The 15,024-nt window shown below is 66.1% G+C and carries 14 protein-coding genes and 1 pseudogene; 6 read left to right on the top strand and 9 right to left on the bottom strand.

What is annotated here, in order from left to right; all coding sequences use genetic code 11:
• Position 1: 1 nt before the first annotated feature.
• Entirely contained in the window at positions 2–2,644 is a 2,643-nt protein-coding gene (gene polA, locus ASF98_RS20395; protein WP_055806653.1) for a DNA polymerase I, read from the bottom strand.
• A gap of 223 nt (positions 2,645–2,867) precedes the next feature.
• Here polA and ASF98_RS20400 point away from each other — a divergent pair, with 223 nt between their 5' ends.
• On the top strand, positions 2,868–3,332 hold the full coding sequence (locus ASF98_RS20400; RefSeq protein ID WP_055805966.1) for a hotdog fold thioesterase: 465 nt from the start codon (positions 2,868–2,870) through the stop codon (positions 3,330–3,332).
• A gap of 18 nt (positions 3,333–3,350) precedes the next feature.
• On the opposite strand, the gene ASF98_RS20405 is transcribed toward ASF98_RS20400, so the two are convergent.
• The 8 genes from ASF98_RS20405 to ASF98_RS20440 all read right to left on the bottom strand — a co-directional run bounded on the left by ASF98_RS20405 (position 3,351) and on the right by ASF98_RS20440 (position 10,882).
• Positions 3,351–3,893, bottom strand: coding sequence for a dihydrofolate reductase family protein (locus ASF98_RS20405; RefSeq protein WP_055805969.1), 543 nt, complete (start codon positions 3,891–3,893; stop codon positions 3,351–3,353).
• 13 nt (positions 3,894–3,906) lie between these two features.
• Positions 3,907–4,776: a hypothetical protein gene (locus ASF98_RS20410; protein WP_055805971.1), complete on the bottom strand. Its 870-nt coding sequence runs from the start codon at positions 4,774–4,776 to the stop codon at positions 3,907–3,909.
• On the bottom strand, positions 4,773–5,825 hold the full coding sequence (locus tag ASF98_RS20415; RefSeq protein WP_156372489.1) for a hypothetical protein: 1,053 nt from the start codon (positions 5,823–5,825) through the stop codon (positions 4,773–4,775). The genes ASF98_RS20410 and ASF98_RS20415 overlap by 4 nt, the downstream gene beginning before the upstream one ends.
• 193 nt (positions 5,826–6,018) lie before the next feature.
• Positions 6,019–6,240: a hypothetical protein gene (locus ASF98_RS20420; RefSeq protein WP_055805976.1), complete on the bottom strand. Its 222-nt coding sequence runs from the start codon at positions 6,238–6,240 to the stop codon at positions 6,019–6,021.
• Positions 6,237–7,448 (bottom strand): inorganic phosphate transporter, encoded by a 1,212-nt coding sequence (locus tag ASF98_RS20425; protein WP_055805978.1) that lies wholly within the window; start codon positions 7,446–7,448, stop codon positions 6,237–6,239. Before ASF98_RS20425 ends, ASF98_RS20420 begins: the two co-directional genes overlap by 4 nt.
• Before the next feature lie 170 nt (positions 7,449–7,618).
• Complete coding sequence (locus ASF98_RS20430) at positions 7,619–8,113, bottom strand: HAD domain-containing protein (RefSeq protein WP_055805981.1); 495 nt, start codon at positions 8,111–8,113, stop codon at positions 7,619–7,621.
• 167 nt (positions 8,114–8,280) lie between these two features.
• Positions 8,281–9,531 (bottom strand): FAD-dependent oxidoreductase, encoded by a 1,251-nt coding sequence (locus ASF98_RS20435; RefSeq protein WP_055805985.1) that lies wholly within the window; start codon positions 9,529–9,531, stop codon positions 8,281–8,283.
• Positions 9,524–10,882: an MFS transporter gene (locus ASF98_RS20440; RefSeq protein ID WP_055805988.1), complete on the bottom strand. Its 1,359-nt coding sequence runs from the start codon at positions 10,880–10,882 to the stop codon at positions 9,524–9,526. Before ASF98_RS20440 ends, ASF98_RS20435 begins: the two co-directional genes overlap by 8 nt.
• A gap of 48 nt (positions 10,883–10,930) precedes the next feature.
• On the opposite strand from ASF98_RS20440, the gene ASF98_RS20445 reads away from it, so the two are divergent.
• The 5 genes and pseudogenes from ASF98_RS20445 to ASF98_RS20460 all read left to right on the top strand — a co-directional run bounded on the left by ASF98_RS20445 (position 10,931) and on the right by ASF98_RS20460 (position 14,978).
• Positions 10,931–11,764, top strand: a complete 834-nt coding sequence (locus ASF98_RS20445; RefSeq protein WP_055805990.1) for an IclR family transcriptional regulator — start codon at positions 10,931–10,933, stop codon at positions 11,762–11,764.
• A 98-nt stretch (positions 11,765–11,862) separates the two neighbouring features.
• Positions 11,863–12,795, top strand: a 933-nt coding sequence (locus tag ASF98_RS20450) for a cupin domain-containing protein (protein ID WP_235506097.1), incomplete at its 3' end; no start/stop codon positions are given.
• A gap of 1 nt (position 12,796) precedes the next feature.
• Positions 12,797–13,093, top strand: a pseudogene (locus tag ASF98_RS24935) (cupin domain-containing protein); the annotation flags it as partial.
• A 101-nt stretch (positions 13,094–13,194) separates the two neighbouring features.
• A complete protein-coding gene (locus tag ASF98_RS20455; RefSeq protein WP_055805993.1) occupies positions 13,195–14,031 on the top strand; it encodes a fumarylacetoacetate hydrolase family protein in 837 nt (278 codons plus the stop codon).
• Positions 14,032–14,174: 143 nt separating this feature from the next.
• Positions 14,175–14,978, top strand: coding sequence for a maleylpyruvate isomerase family mycothiol-dependent enzyme (locus tag ASF98_RS20460; protein ID WP_055805995.1), 804 nt, complete (start codon positions 14,175–14,177; stop codon positions 14,976–14,978).
• The last annotated feature ends 46 nt before the right edge of the window (positions 14,979–15,024 follow it).

The following is a 15,024-nucleotide window of genomic DNA, read 5'->3' on the forward strand; positions in this document are numbered from 1 at the left end:
GCTAGTGCCCGGCGTCGTACCAGCTCGGACCGACGCCGATCTGGACGTCCAGCGGCACGCTGAGGGCCGCGGCGGAGCCCATCTGCTCGGTGACCAGCTTCTCCACTGCAACACGCTCGCCGGGGGCAACTTCAAGCACCAGTTCGTCATGGACCTGGAGGAGCATGCGCGATTTCAGGCCCTGGGCCTTCAGTTCCGCGTGCACGCCCAGCATGGCCCGTTTGATGATGTCTGCCGCCGAGCCCTGGATCGGTGAGTTCAGCGCGATGCGTTCCGCATTTTCGCGCAGCTGCCGGTCCGTGCTGGTGAGGTCCGGTAGGTACCGCCGACGGCCCTCGATGGTGGCGGTGTAGCCGTCGATCCGGGCCTGATCCACCACGCCGCGCAGGTAGTCGCGGACGGCTCCGAAGCGGTCGAAGTACTCCTTCATCAGGGTTCGGGCCTCGTCAACGGAAATCTCCAGTTGCTTGGAGAGCCCGAACGACGTCAGGCCGTAGGCAAGGCCGTAGGACATCGCCTTGACCTTGGAACGCATGGCGCTGGTGACCTGGTCCGTGGGCACGTGGAAGATATTCGATCCCACGAACCGGTGCAGGTCCTCGCCGTCCCGGTATGCCTGGATCAGGCCTTCATCCCCCGAGAGATGCGCCATGATCCGCATTTCGATCTGCGAATAGTCCGCGGACAAGAGGCATTCATAGCCGTCGCTGACCACGAAGATGCCGCGGACCCGGCGGCCCTCCTCGCTGCGGATGGGGATGTTCTGCAGGTTGGGGTTGTTGGACGAGATCCGGCCGGTGGCGGCGACATTCTGCGCGTACGTAGTGTGGATCCGGCCGTCCTCGGTCACGGACTTCTTGAGCGACTCCAGCATCTGGCGCAGCTTCGAGGACTCGCGGTGCGCCATCAGCTGCACCAGGAATTCGTGCCCGGTCTTTTCCAGCAGGTTCTTCAGCGAGGCGGCGTCGGTGGTGTAACCGGACTTGATCTTCTTCGTCTTCGGCAGCTGCAGTTCCTCGAACAGGACGGTCTGCAACTGTTTGGGCGATCCCAGGTTGACTTCGTGGCCGATGGCGGCGAACGCCAGCTCCTGGGCGTTGTCGATCACCTTGGCCAGGTCAGCCAGCTGCTCATCCATCCGCTGCATGTCGATCGCAATGCCGGCGAGCTCCATGTCAGCCAGCACCCTGCTGACCGGCAGCTCAAGGGTGGAGAGCAGTTCCTCCGCCTTGCGCTCCTTCAGCTCCGCTTCAAAGTAGCGGCTGAGCGTCTGGACGACGGCAGCGGCGTGGACAAGTTCGCCGGCTGCTGCCGAGTCGTCGCCGTCGAACGCCAGCTCCAGCTGTCCGGCCTTCGCAACGGCGGTGGAGATTTCGATGTTGAGGTGGTGCTGCGCCAGCTCCGCGAGCTCGTAGGTGCGGCGGTCGGGCTGGATGAGGTAGCCGGAAATCGAGGTGTCGTCCACGACGCCTTCAAGTTCCAGGCCGCGGGCGGTCAGCGCTTTCAGTGCGGCTTTGAAACCGTGCATCACCTTGGGCGCTTCGGGGTCGCGCAGCCACGCGGCCAATACGTTTTCGGCCTCGGCATCCTGGCTCGAAAGGTCGATGTAGGCGGCGGCTCCGTCCCGGACGATTGCCAGCGCGGCGGCGTCCTCCCCGATCCGTCCCGGAACGAGGTCTACAGCGAGTGCGGACCGCTGCCCGGCGCCTGCCGCCAGGAAAGCGCTCAGCTCGGCTGCTCCAGCCGGCGTGACGTAGTCCGGGATGTCCAGGCTTTCCCGTTCTGCGAGGTCCACGTCGTCGCTCCCGTAGAGGGCGAAGAGGCGGGTGCGGATGGTCTTGAACTCAAGCTCATCGAACAATTGCTCCAGGGCTGCCTGGTCCGGCCGCGGCTCTGCCAGGTCGTCAAGCGTCACGGGCAGGTCCAGGTCGGTGTGGAGCCTGTTCAGCCGGCGGTTGCGCTTGACGGACTCCACGTTCTCGCGGAGGGCGTCACCGACTTTGCCGCCGATCGAATCGAGGTGTTCCAGCACGCCTTCCAGCCCGCCGTAGAGGTTGATCCACTTGGCGGCCGTCTTGGGACCGACGCCGGGCACGCCCGGGAGGTTGTCCGCCGACTCCCCCACCAGGGCGGCGAGGTCGGAGTACTCGGCCGGGGTGACGAAGTACTTTTCCTGGATGGCAGGGGCGTCCAGGCGGGGAATATCGCTGACGCCTTTCCTGGGGTACAGCACGAACACGTTGTCCGTAATCAGCTGGAAGGCATCGCGGTCGCCCGTCACCAGCAGCACTTCGTAGCCTGCCTTTTCGCCCATGGCGGCGAGGGTTGCCAGGATGTCGTCCGCTTCGTAGCCGGGCATCTTGATGGTCTTGATGCCCCACGCACCCATGACCTTGTCGATGAGGTCGATCTGGCCGCTCATCTCCCGGGGCGTCTCATTCCGGCCGCCCTTGTACTCGCTGTATTCGGCTTTGCGGTGGGTGGTCTCGTCCGAGACGTCGAAGGCCACGGCGACGTGGGTGGGCTGCTGCTCCTTGATCAGGTTGATGAGCATGGACGTGAAACCGTGGATCGCGTTGGTGTGCTGCCCCGCAGCGGTGGAGAACTTGTCCGCAGGCAGGGCGAAGAACGCCCTGAACGCCATGGAGTGCCCGTCCAGCACCAGGAGGCGGGGCTGGTCGGTGATGGGAATCACGGGGGCCACGGTGGCGGAAACCGGCTCCGCGGTACGTGTTGTGTTCCGGGCGGGCTTGGCTGCAGCCACTGAGGTGGACTCTGTTGCGGGTAGGACGTCTGCTGCAGTGCCTGCAGAAAGAGGGGCAGGGGCCGGTTTGGTAGTTTCACTCACAGGTGCCAGCCTAGTTCCCATGATGGACAATTTCACGCCCGGGCAGTTCGCCAACGAACTGGCAGCCGCTGGCGTTCCCGAAGAAATGCATGAGTGGCTCGGCGAATACGGCGTTGGCGCGCTGGTGGTGAAGATGGGGATCCATTTCCTCGAAATGAGCCCCGAACGCACCGTGGCCACCATGCCGGTTGAAGGCAACACCCAGGTGGCCGGGATCCTGCACGGCGGCGCCCACGTGGTGCTGGCCGAGACGCTTGGCTCGTTCGCTGCCGGGATGCATGCCGGTCCGGGACGGCAGGCTATGGGGATCGAGGTGGGAGCGACCCATCACCGGGCCATTGCCTCGGGCACTGTGACAGGAACCTGCACGGCCATCCACCTGGGCCGCACGCTCACGACCCACGAGGTCGTGATGACCGACGAGACGGGCCGCCGGCTGTCCACGGCCCGCATCACCAACCTGATCCGGGATATCGCCCCCTGACCTTCCGGCCGAGCACGTTCAGCCGAGCCGGTACCGCAGCTCGACTATTCCCCTGCCCATGGTGTTGGACGCCACCAGCTCCAACGGCCGGGTGGGACCTGTCTTGATGGGCAGCACAGGCTTACCGGCACCGAGCACCACCGGGATGATGGACACGATGATTTCGTCCAGCAGGCCGGCGTCGGCGAACTGGGCCGCGAGCTCTCCCCCGCCTACCAGCCAGATGTTCTTGCCGGCCGCCTCCGCCGTGAAGTCGTCCATGAACTCGCGGACGTCGCCGCGGATAAACGTGATGTCCGCTCCCCGCGGGGCCGAATGTTCGTGGTGGGTGAAAACCCAGCTGGGGGTGTCAGGGTAGGGCCAGTTGCCGGGCTCGTGCTCCATGAGCCAGGCGTATGTTTCGCCGCCCATCACGATGCAGCCGACGTCGGCCATGAACGTTTCGTAGCTTTCCCGGCCGCCTTCGAACCCGTCGAACTGGAGGAGCCATGCCAGGTCGTCGTCGGACGTGGCAATGAATCCGTCGAGTGACGACGCCACAAAATATTGGAGACTGGACATGGCCCCAGCCTAGTCATTTGGACTCGGGGTTCCCATACTCCACGCGCATACCGGGATCATCACGGAGCACCACCACTTTGCCGCTGCGGAGCGTCCAGCCCTCGTTGAGCAGGAATATGCGCCCGCCGCTAACCACCAATAACCGCAGGCCGCTGTACTGGTAAACGGGATGTTCCGCTGTTCCGCTGTACTGTTCGCGGACGTTGGGCGCACTGATACCCAGCCGGTCCTTGCTGTACACAACGGCGGTGGGCAGGAGCGCGGACCGTTCCTCATAGCTCACCGCAAGTCCCCGTCCCAGCGCCTGGGCGAAGTCCGAGGTGCCCCAGAACAGCAGCAGGGTCACGAGGCAGAAGACCAGCGTCTTCTCGGACCCCCGCGACAGCGCGGCAAGGCTGCGTCCCGACGCTTCAGCGGTCCGCCGCCAAAGACTCAGGCCCCAGGCCGCGAGCAGCACACCGCCAGCCATAATGTACGGCACGAACAGCACGGTGCGTTCAGGTTGGACTATCACCACCAGCCACATGGCAGCTGCACAGGCCAGCCCGGTAAACAGAATTACCGCCGCGAGCCGCCGGATCCCCGCTACCCTGCCGGCGGCGAGTTGTCCGGCCAGGAGCCGGTCCAGGGACAGCCATGCGACAGCGACAAGCAGCAGCCAGACCAGCGGGATGAACAACGACGGGATGCTGCGGAGCACGAAATCCTGCACCGTGTACCCGAAGAGGCTGACGTCCAGCCCCATCGCCTTCGCTTGGGCATCCGTCCGTGCCCAGCCGAAGTAGACCAGCAATGCCGTGGCGATGGTTAACGGCGGGCCGATGACCGCCAGCATGTCGACGGCGCGCTTCCAGCGGGGGTCCGCCTCCGGCTCGCCGCTCATGACTGCGGTTCCGTCAGCCGTGTTGTGGCCCCTGTCTGCGGCGGCGCGGACGGCGGCGCGGTCGTGGCGGGGCCTGACGTGGCCGGTTCAGACGGCGTGGGGCCGGGACCGGGCGGGGTCTCGTCGGAATACACCAGCACTGCTGCCCCGGAAACCGGCGGAGTGGCCTCCACTGTGACTCTGACAGAGGAGGCACCTGCGGCCGGAGGAGCGGAAAATACGAACGGACCGAACTGCGGGCCGAACTGCTGGCCGCCGTCGTCGATTGGAGTGCCGTCCACCAGGATTCTGTCCACGTTCACGAAGAACCCTTCCAGCCGCACCTGGGTGCCGCCGGCAGAGGAAACGGTGGGGGTGGGCTGGCCGGCAAATGGCCCGTCAAGGACAGTCAACCCTGTCAGCCGCCGGGGGCAGTCATCACCGGCGCCTGCTGAATTTATTTGAAGCTGGGCTCCCGGGTGGGCGGTCCGGAGGTCCACGGCCTGGCGCAGGGATTCCGTGACCTTGATTTCCCAGCACCTTTCGGGCGGCAGGCCTGTAACACCAGACAGCGCGGACCGGGCCCGGTCCCAGTCTCCGGGCAGACCCGTGGCCAGCGCCTGGCAGGTGGCCTCCGCAGCCGTCCACACGGCAGGAAACGCCGTGTTGAGGGTCGATTCGCGCAGGCCGGCGCAGTTGCGGTCCCGCACGAGTTCGTACAGAGTCCCCTCCGGCGGGTCAGAGGGCGCGGCCGGGCCGATGGGCACCCAGCGAATGACGACGGCGCCGGGCGCGGGCGGAGGCCCGTCGCCGGGCCCCGGGAGCGGGGCAACCGTTGGCGGGGCGTTAGAGGAGGCCGTCGATGTGGTGCCGGACCCGGCAGCGGATGCCGCCGTCGTCGTGGTTGTCCCAGGGCCCGGAGCCGGGGACGGCGGGATGACACATCCGCTGGTGAGGAAGAGCGGCCCCAGAGCCGCCATGGTTCCCAGCAGCCCGACCAGGAGCCGGCCGGGTCGCCGGCCTGTTCGTCGGGCTGTTAGCCCGGCTGCTGCCCCGGTTTGACTGTGCATGACAGACCCACCTGCTTGCGGTTCCCGGCAGGGGAACCGGCCTGGATAGAACCCTTCGGGATGACTCCCGGCATCGGCCGGCACCGGGGCCGGACCAAACACGCTGAAACAGTGTTAACTATTCCCCCGATGGGCGATATCCGCCAGAGCAGCACCTTGCGTTCCAGCCTTGGCGCCGGGGCCGGCGCTGATGCTACTTGCTGAAGTACGGAATGATCAGGTACAGCCCGAAGAGCACCGCGAGGCCGCACAGTCCGAAGCAGGCGTACGCCAGCGACTTCATCCACCGCGGCGTGGCCTGCTCGGAATCACCCGCGATCGCGGTGAACCGGACTCCGACGGAGTAAAGGACCACAACCGTCACCGCCGCCAGGAGCGTGGCGCCCGCCACCTGGACCAGTTCCAACCATTTCATTTGTTTCCACCGTTCAGCTTGTGGGCGCGACTGGCGGCCAGTGCCTTCTTCTTGCGGAAGCGGACGGCCTGCCCTGCTTCCTCGACCTCCACGGCATTGTGGTGGCCCACATGGGACTTTCGGGACTGCACGAACATGAACAGCACGGCGCCAGTTCCGGCCACAGCGGCAATGACCACTCCCACGACGCCGGTCTTCACCAGCAGGGCGGTCAGGGCGCCGACGATCCCGGCGGCAGGAAGCGTAAAGAGCCAGCCGACGGCGATCCGTCCGGCGGTGCCCCAGCGCACGGAGGTGCCTTTGCGGCCCAGCCCCGAGCCGATCACGGAACCGGACGCCACCTGGGTGGTGGACAGCGCAAAGCCCAGGTGCGAGGAAGCCAGGATCGCCGAGGCCGTGCTGGCTTCGGCTGCGAATCCCTGGGCGGGCTTGACGTCGGTAAGGCCGGAGCCCATGGTGCGGATGATCCGCCAGCCTCCGGCGTACGTGCCGATGGCAATGGCGAAGGCACAGGCTGCAATGACCCAGAACTGCGGACCGGAGCCCGGCTGCTGCGTTCCGGCGGCAATCAGCACGAGGGTGATGATGCCCATGGTCTTCTGCGCATCGTTGGTTCCGTGCGCCAGTGCCACGAGGCTGGACGTGAAGATCTGGCCGGTGCGGAAACCGCCACGCTTCTGGGTGAGCTTGCTGCCGGTCTCCGGGTCGTGCCGGGACGTCAGTGCGTAGGCGAGGCGGGTGCAGACGTAGGCCACGCCGCCGGCAATGACCGGAGCGAAGATCGCTGGGAGGATGACCTTCTGCATGAGGGATTCAAAGTTCACCGAATGGATGCCGATGCCGGCGATCGCTGCGCCGATGAGGCCGCCGAAGAGGGCGTGTGACGAACTTGACGGGAGTCCCTTAAGCCACGTGATCATGTTCCAGAGGATGGCGCCCATCAAGCCGGCAAAGATGATGTCCGGGGTGATCTGGATGCCGTCGGACCCTTCCTTGATGATTCCGCCGGAAACAGTCTTGGCCACTTCGGTGGAAAGGAAGGCTCCGACCAGGTTCAGGACCGCTGCGAGGGCAACCGCCGTCTTGGGTTTGATGGCACCGGTGGCAATAGGCGTAGCCATTGCGTTCGCGGTGTCATGAAAACCGTTGGTGAAGTCGAAAAAAAGTGCCAGCGCTATTACCAGCGCCACCATGACGGTGATTTCCACCTGTTGCCCAATCTGCAGAGTCGACGGTCAGCAGTTCCACTTCCCCGGTGCCCCGTCCGCACGCAGCGTTACCCCGGTGTTTGCCGGAAGTTCAGGTGGTGTTGTTCGGAAGGGGCTTGAAACCTTATCGATCGTACGCGTCAACGCCGTGAGGACAAAACAACCGGCGGTCAAAGGAAAGCACGCACGGCCTCCAGCTCAGCGCGGGACAATCCACGCCTGGGCTGCGGCGAAATCAGCAGCAGGCGCGGGCCAAGGATGGAAGCCCACGCCCGGGCCTCGGTCTCGAAATCGAGCTGGTCGTCGATCCAGACGGCACGGTCCGGCGCAGACACCTCGATGTCCCGCTGCAGTGCCTGCAGTTTCCACCAGCCTTCGCCGCTGCCCAGTCCATTGCTCGCCAGCACAGGCCATTCCTGCCCGGCAAGGCCGATCGCGGGGCACAAGTAATCCGGTGCCATCTCCTCCCAGCTGGTAAGCCAGACGCATCGGAGGCCGGGTGTCCTGGACAGTGCGTTGAGGGACTCCACGAGCTCACCGGCGTATGCGACTTCAAGCAACCCGGCGTCGGAAATTCGCCACCGGCTCCCCCAGTCCGTGGTGCCGGCCGCCCCGAACGGGCAAATCACGCCGTCCACGTCCAGGTAGAGGGAGACATTCCTCACGCCCGGGTCCTTTCCTCCAAGAGCTCCACGCCCTTCAGATGCTCCACAAAAAACGTTACCGACGGCGGGTGGGACGGGCAACCGCCTCCGTGCCAACGGGAAAAGTGCCGGACACGGTCACGAGTCCGGCACTTCCCAGGGTGCAGCGTTAGGGCTGGAGCGTAAGACTAGGCGGGGACTTTCGCCGCCGCTGCCGCATTCCGTGCCGCGGGAACTCCCTCGCCGGCCTGGCCGTACAGCCAGTCGTTGTACTGGAAGTCGTTGTCCTTCCGGCTCTTGAAGAGCAGATTGCGCAGGGTCCGGGCAAGCCCGGAGACGTGCCAGGATTCGCCCCAGACGCGGGCAGTGCGCTGGACCCTGGCGGTCCGGCCGGCACGAATGCTGTTGAAGTCCTTGATCGCACCGTCCCAGGCTTCCGGGTTGATGCCTTCCGCGGTGAAGACGGTTCCGTTGCTGACGTCCTGCAGCACAGCGGCGTCTTCGAGGGCCTGGCAGGCACCCTGGGCGAGGTACTGGAGCATCGGGTGCGCGGCGTCGCCCATCAGCACCATCCGGCCGGCCACCCAGTTCTCGATCGGGTCGCGGTCGTACATGGGCCACCGGATGCCGGTGGCCAGGTTCTTGAGCGCGTCCTGAACCGCCGGAACGCAGTCCTTGTAGGCCGCCTCGAGCTCGTCGACGCCGCCGTACTGCTCTTCGCCGCGCTCGAAGGAGGCGGATTTGAAGACGGCCACAGTGTTCAGCAGCTCGCCCTTGCGCAGCGGGTACTGTACGAGGTGGCAGTCCGGGCCGAGGTAGACGATGACGTCCTCGAGGTCGGTCTTGGGGGTGTTTTCGGTGATGGGCACGGTGCCGCGGTATGCCACGTAGGCCGAGGGCACCGGCTCGTCGCTGGCCACGAGCGGACGCAGGGTGGACTTGAGTCCGTCGGCGCCGATCACGACGTCGGCCTCGAAGTCCACGCCGGCCGCCGTGTGGGCCACACCGCGGCCGTTCACGGTCTCAACGCTCTCGACCATGACGTCGTTGACCAGCGTCACGCCGGCCGCTTCACAGCCTTCGAGGAGGACACGGTGCAGGTCGCTGCGGTGGATTACGACGTACGGGGCGCCGTAGCGTTCCTCGAACTCCGCGCCGAGCGTCTGGCGGGTCAGCTCCTCGCCGGTGACGGCGTCGCGGAACACCAGGTGCTTGGGCTGGACACCGATTTCCAGTGCCTTTTCCAGCAGGCCCCAGCGCCGGAGGACGCGGGAAGCGTTGGGGGCCATCTGCAGACCCGCGCCCACCTCGCCGAATTCGGGGGCACGCTCCACGAGGGTGACGTTGGCGCCGTTTTCACGCAGCGCGAGGGCTCCGGCCAGTCCGGCCATTCCCCCTCCGATGACGAGGACATCGGTGGACGTGGCGTGCTCAGACATTGCTTGCTCCTGTAGGTGAGTGTGAGGTTGAAATTTTTGACTTGAGTTTGAGGCCGACGGCGGCCAGCAGCACCGCTGCGATGGCTGCTGCCCCGGCGAAGGCGATGAAGTTGGAGTTGACGCCCATTCCGGCGGCCAGCAGGAGGCCACCCACCTGGGGTGCGACGACGGCGCCGATGCGGCCTGTCCCGAGCGCCCAGCCCAGCGCGGTGCCCCGCAGGTGTCCGGGATAGTGGCTCGCGACGGCGGCGATGATCAGGCACTGTGTGCCGTGGGTGCCGACGCCCGCAAGGACCAGCATGAGGTAGACCACGGTGACAGGAGGTCCCGTGACCAGTACCACGAGCGCACCCGCAGCGACCGCCGCGGCGGCGATCGCCGTCGGAATCGGACCGAAGCGGGTCCCGGCCCAGGCAGTAATGACTGAACCGGCCACCGCACCCAGGTTGAGGGCCAGGGTGAAGGTCAGGGCGGATCCCAGGTTGTATCCGGCCAGTTGCATGAGGTTGGGCAGCCAGGTTCCGAGTCCGTACCAGGCGAACAGGGTGGCGATCGTCGCCAGGGCAAACAGCAGGCTTACCCCCAGGTACGGTGCCCGGAGCAGGGAAGAGAAGCCGGACGGTTCCCTGACTGCGCGGCCCTTCCCGGCGGCCTTCGCCGGGCCTTGACCTGCGGCCTTGTCTGCTGCACTGACCGGAGTCAGTGTCTCCGGGAGGTATTTCAGTCCCAGCGGCACGACGATCACCAGGGCCAGGACGGCCACGAGGAACATCGACTGCCAGCCGAAGGCGGGAATCAGCTGGATGCCGACCAGTGCGGCGATTGATCCGCCGATGGGGACACCGGACATCATCAGGGTGGCGATGGTGGACCGCCACTTGGTGGGGACGAGTTCGGCAACAAGGGCGTTCGCCGACGGCACCAGGCCGCCGAGCCCGATGCCGGCAAGGAGCCGCATAACGCCGAAGACGGCAGCGTTGGGAGCGAAGGCGCAGAGGACAGTGAAGATGGAGAAAACGACGGCGCAGCCCAGGATGGTGCGGCGGCGGCCCCACGAGTCGGCCATCCGGCCGGCAAAGATCGCCCCGATCATCATGCCGAGGAAGGCCATGGATCCGATGGTCCCGGCGGTGGCCTTGTTCAGGCCCCAGCCGGTCTCGGTGATCAGGGACGACTGGACAGTCCCGTAGACGATGAGGTCATAGCCATCGAAGACCACCAGTAGCCAGCAGACGAGGACGGCGGCGGCCGAAGCTTTCGAGAACCGCGATGCAGGCCCATCAACGGTTGTGGGGGCGGAAGCCCCCGGCGAGGACCGTTGCGGCACTGCAGCGGAAGGTGTGTGATTCATGCCACTACTGTCATGGCCGTTGGAGGTGAACCACAATACAATTCTGATGTGCAGAAAGAGCCAGCCCCCAAACCCGCATCCAGAACAGTCCGGAAACCCGTGCAGAAGCGGCCCACCTATTCCATCGAGGCAGTGGACAATGCGCTGCAGCTTCTGCAACTGCTCCGCGACGGCGGGGCGCTGCGGCTCAAGGACGCAGCGGAGGAGCTGGCCGTTGCTCCGTCCACCGCCCACCGCCTCCTGGCGATGCTGGTCTACCGCGGGTTCGCGGTGCAGGATGAAACCCGCCGCTACGTGCCAGGTCCGGCCATGGGTGTCGGGCCGGCCGGGCTGAGCTGGACCAGGCTGCTCCGCTCCCTCGCCCAGCCGCACATGGAGCTGCTGTCCGCGCAACTCAACGAGACCGTCAACCTCATGGTGCGGGTGGGCACGAAAGCGCGTTTCCTGGCCACCGTGGAAGGAAACAATGTGTTGCGAGTGGGTGACCGGCAAGGGACGGTGATGCCTGCCAACAAGACCTCCGGAGGCAAGGCCATGCTCGCCGAACTGGAAACGCCAATGATTGACCAGCTTTTCCGCAGCAACAACGCCGAAATCGGTGGCGACACCATCCCTGACGCGGAATACCCGGCGTTCCTCCGCGAGCTGGAATCCATCCGCAGCAACGGTTTCGCCGCCAATTTCGAAGGAACGGAGGAGGGGGTCAGCGCCCTCGGGATTGCCCTGCACAACCGTCACGGAAACGTGGTCGGCGCGCTCAGTGTCGCCACTCCGGCGACCCGCTTCCGCCGGGTGTTCGACGCCGGGCTCGTCCGCGCCCTGCGGGAAACCTGCCGTCAGCTGGAGATAGACATCGCGGCCAATCCGGCCGACGCGGACTAGCAATTCTGGCCAGCAGAATATGTTGGAGCTCACAGGGAAGCCCTCCGTAGAGTCGAGACACGCCAACGAACTGTTCCGCACTCACCGAGGAGGCACCTGTGTCCATCAGCGCCGAGAACACAACTCATGAATCAGTGGCCGCCAGCCACGCCTTGCCGGAGCCGACGGCGGAGGAGGCTGCGCAGCTGGAGCAGCTGTACCGGGATTTTGATCGGGAGAACCTGATCCCGTTGTGGACTGAGATCGCGGATTTGATGCCGATGGTCCCGTCCCCGAAGGCGGTGGCCCATGTGTGGCGGTGGAGCGACTTGTACCCGTTGGCGGCCCGTGCCGGTGACCTGGTCCCGGTGGGCCGTGGCGGGGAACGCCGTGCTATTGCCCTGGCGAACCCGGGCCTTGCCGGTACCCCGTACGCGACCCCGACGTTGTGGGCTGCGATCCAGTACCTCGGTGCGCGTGAGACCGCGCCGGAGCACCGCCACTCGCAGAACGCGTTCCGCTTCGTCGTCGAGGGCGAGGGTGTCTGGACGGTGGTGAACGGGGACCCGGTGCGGATGTCCCGCGGCGACTTCCTGCTGACCCCGGGCTGGAACTTCCACGGCCACCACAACGACACTGATGAGCCGATGGCCTGGATCGACGGGCTGGACATCCCGTTCGTGCATTACGCGGACGCCGGGTTCTTCGAGTTCGGCACCGAGCGGGTCACGGACGAGGCCACCCCGGACATTTCCCGCTCCGAGCGGCTCTGGGCCCACCCCGGGCTGCGCCCGCTCTCGGGCCTGGATGACACCACCAGCTCCCCCATCGCGGCGTACCGGTGGGAATACACCGACCGGGCCCTGACCGAGCAGCTTTTGCTCGAGGACGAGGGCCACCCGGCCACCGTGTCCCAGGGCCACGCCGCGGTCCGCTACACCAACCCGACCACCGGCGGGGATGTGATGCCCACCATCCGGGCCGAATTCCACCGCCTCCGCGCCGGCGCGACCACTGAAGCGGTCCGCGAGGTCGGCTCCAGTGTCTGGCAGNATGCCCACCATCCGGGCCGAATTCCACCGCCTCCGCGCCGGCGCGACCACTGAAGCGGTCCGCGAGGTCGGCTCCAGTGTCTGGCAGGTCTTCGAAGGCACCGGCACCGCCACCCTGAATGGCGAGAGCAGGACCCTGGAGAAGGGTGACCTCTTCGTTGTCCCGTCCTGGGCTGAATGGTCCCTGCAGGCCGGGACCGGCTCGAAGGCAACCTTTGACCTGTTCCGCTTCAGCGACGCCCCGATCTTTGAACGACTGAACTTCAACCGCACCTACATCGAAGGACGCACCAAGTAATGAGACTCCTCNGCAACCTTTGACCTGTTCCGCTTCAGCGACGCCCCGATCTTTGAACGACTGAACTTCAACCGCACCTACATCGAAGGACGCACCAAGTAATGAGACTCCTCACCCTCCGCACCCCCGCCGGCAACGCTAACGGCACCGTGGCTGTCCGCCAGGACGGGACCACCCTGACCGAAATCGACGGGTTCGCCGACGTCGGAGCGCTCCTCCGCACCGAAGGCTGGGAAGCGACCGCGAAGGCCGCGGCCGGCGCGACGCACCCGCTTGAGGGCGCGGACCTTGCCCCGGTGGTCCCGTTCCCGGGCAAGATCATCTGCGTGGGCCACAACTACCGCAACCACATCAAGGAAATGGGCCGGGACATCCCGGAGTACCCCACCCTGTTCGCGAAATACCAGGAATCCCTGATCGGCCCGAACGACGACCTGGCCCTGCCGCAGGAATCGGACACCGTGGACTGGGAAGCCGAACTCGCCGTGGTGATCGGTAAGAAGGGCCGCCGGATCAGCGAAGCGGACGCCAAGGACTACATCGCCGGGTACTCGGTGCTGAACGATGTGTCCATGCGCGACTACCAGTTCCGCACCATCCAGTGGCTCCAGGGCAAGACCTGGGAGAAGTCCACCCCGTTCGGCCCGGCCCTGGTCACGCGGGATGAGTTCACCGCTGGCCCGCTGATGACCTCGGCCGTGGACGGCGAGGTCCAGCAGTCCACCCCGACCGGTGACCTGGTGTTCACCCCGGAATTCCTGGTCTCCTACATCTCCACGATCATCACCCTTAACCCCGGTGACGTGATCGCGACCGGCACCCCGGGAGGGGTGGGCCACGCGCAGGACCCCAAGCGCTACCTGCAGGAAGGCCAGATCCTGGTCACCACCATCGAGGGCCTGGGCCAGCTGAGCAACCGCGTGGTCAAGGAAGCCTGATGGTCGCCCGCCACGACNGACCGGCACCCCGGGCGGTGTGGGCCACGCCCAGGATCCCAAAGGTACCTGCAGGAAGGCCAGATCCTGGTCACCACCATCGAGGGCCTGGGCCAGCTGAGCAACCGCGTGGTCAAGGAAGCCTGATGGTCGCCCGCCACGACCAGACCACGGACCCGGTCCTGCTCGAGGGTTTGCTGCAGGCACGGCGGGGCACGGCGTTTTTCGCCCGCAAGCTCAACGAGCTCACCGACGCGGACCTGGACGGGGATTCGCTGCTGCCGGGCTGGACCCGGCGGCACGTGACGGCCCACATCGGCTACAACGCGCGGGCCATCGCGCGGCTGATCGAGTGGGCCGCCACCGGCGTGGAGACACCCATGTACGCCTCCACGTCGGTGCGGGACCACGAAATCAACTTCGGAGCCACCCTTCCGCCGATCGCGCTGCGGCACCTGTTCGACCACTCCGCGGTGCACCTGAACGTCGAATGGCGGGACCTCCCGGCCGAGGCCTGGCACCACAAAGTCAAAACAGCCCAGGGCAGGATCGTCCCGGCCGAGGAAACCGTGTGGATGCGGACCCGGGAAGTCTGGGTCCACGCCGTGGACCTGGACAACGGCGCCAGCTTCCGGGACATCCCCGAACCCGTCCTCGAACGGCTCCTGAAGGACATCACCAGTGCCTGGCACACCCGCGGCACCGACACCGGACTACTCATCAAAGTCACCGACCAGCCGGACGCCCTGACCTTCGGCGACACCAACGCCGAAACACCAACACTGATCACCGGCCCGCTCACAGCCATCACCCAATGGGCCACCGGACGCGGCACCCACGGCGTGAGAGCAACAAGCACCACAGCAACAGCCGGCACAGCGGCGGATGCCGCGACACCGGCGTCGGACGCTGACCTGCCCGAAGTACCCCCAGCACCCAAATGGATCTAGCACCCCGGCGGATCTAGTTCGCACGTGGATCAAAGGCGCATTACCT

This window comes from Arthrobacter sp. Leaf337, assembly GCF_001423745.1.
Lineage (GTDB): Bacteria > Actinomycetota > Actinomycetes > Actinomycetales > Micrococcaceae > Arthrobacter.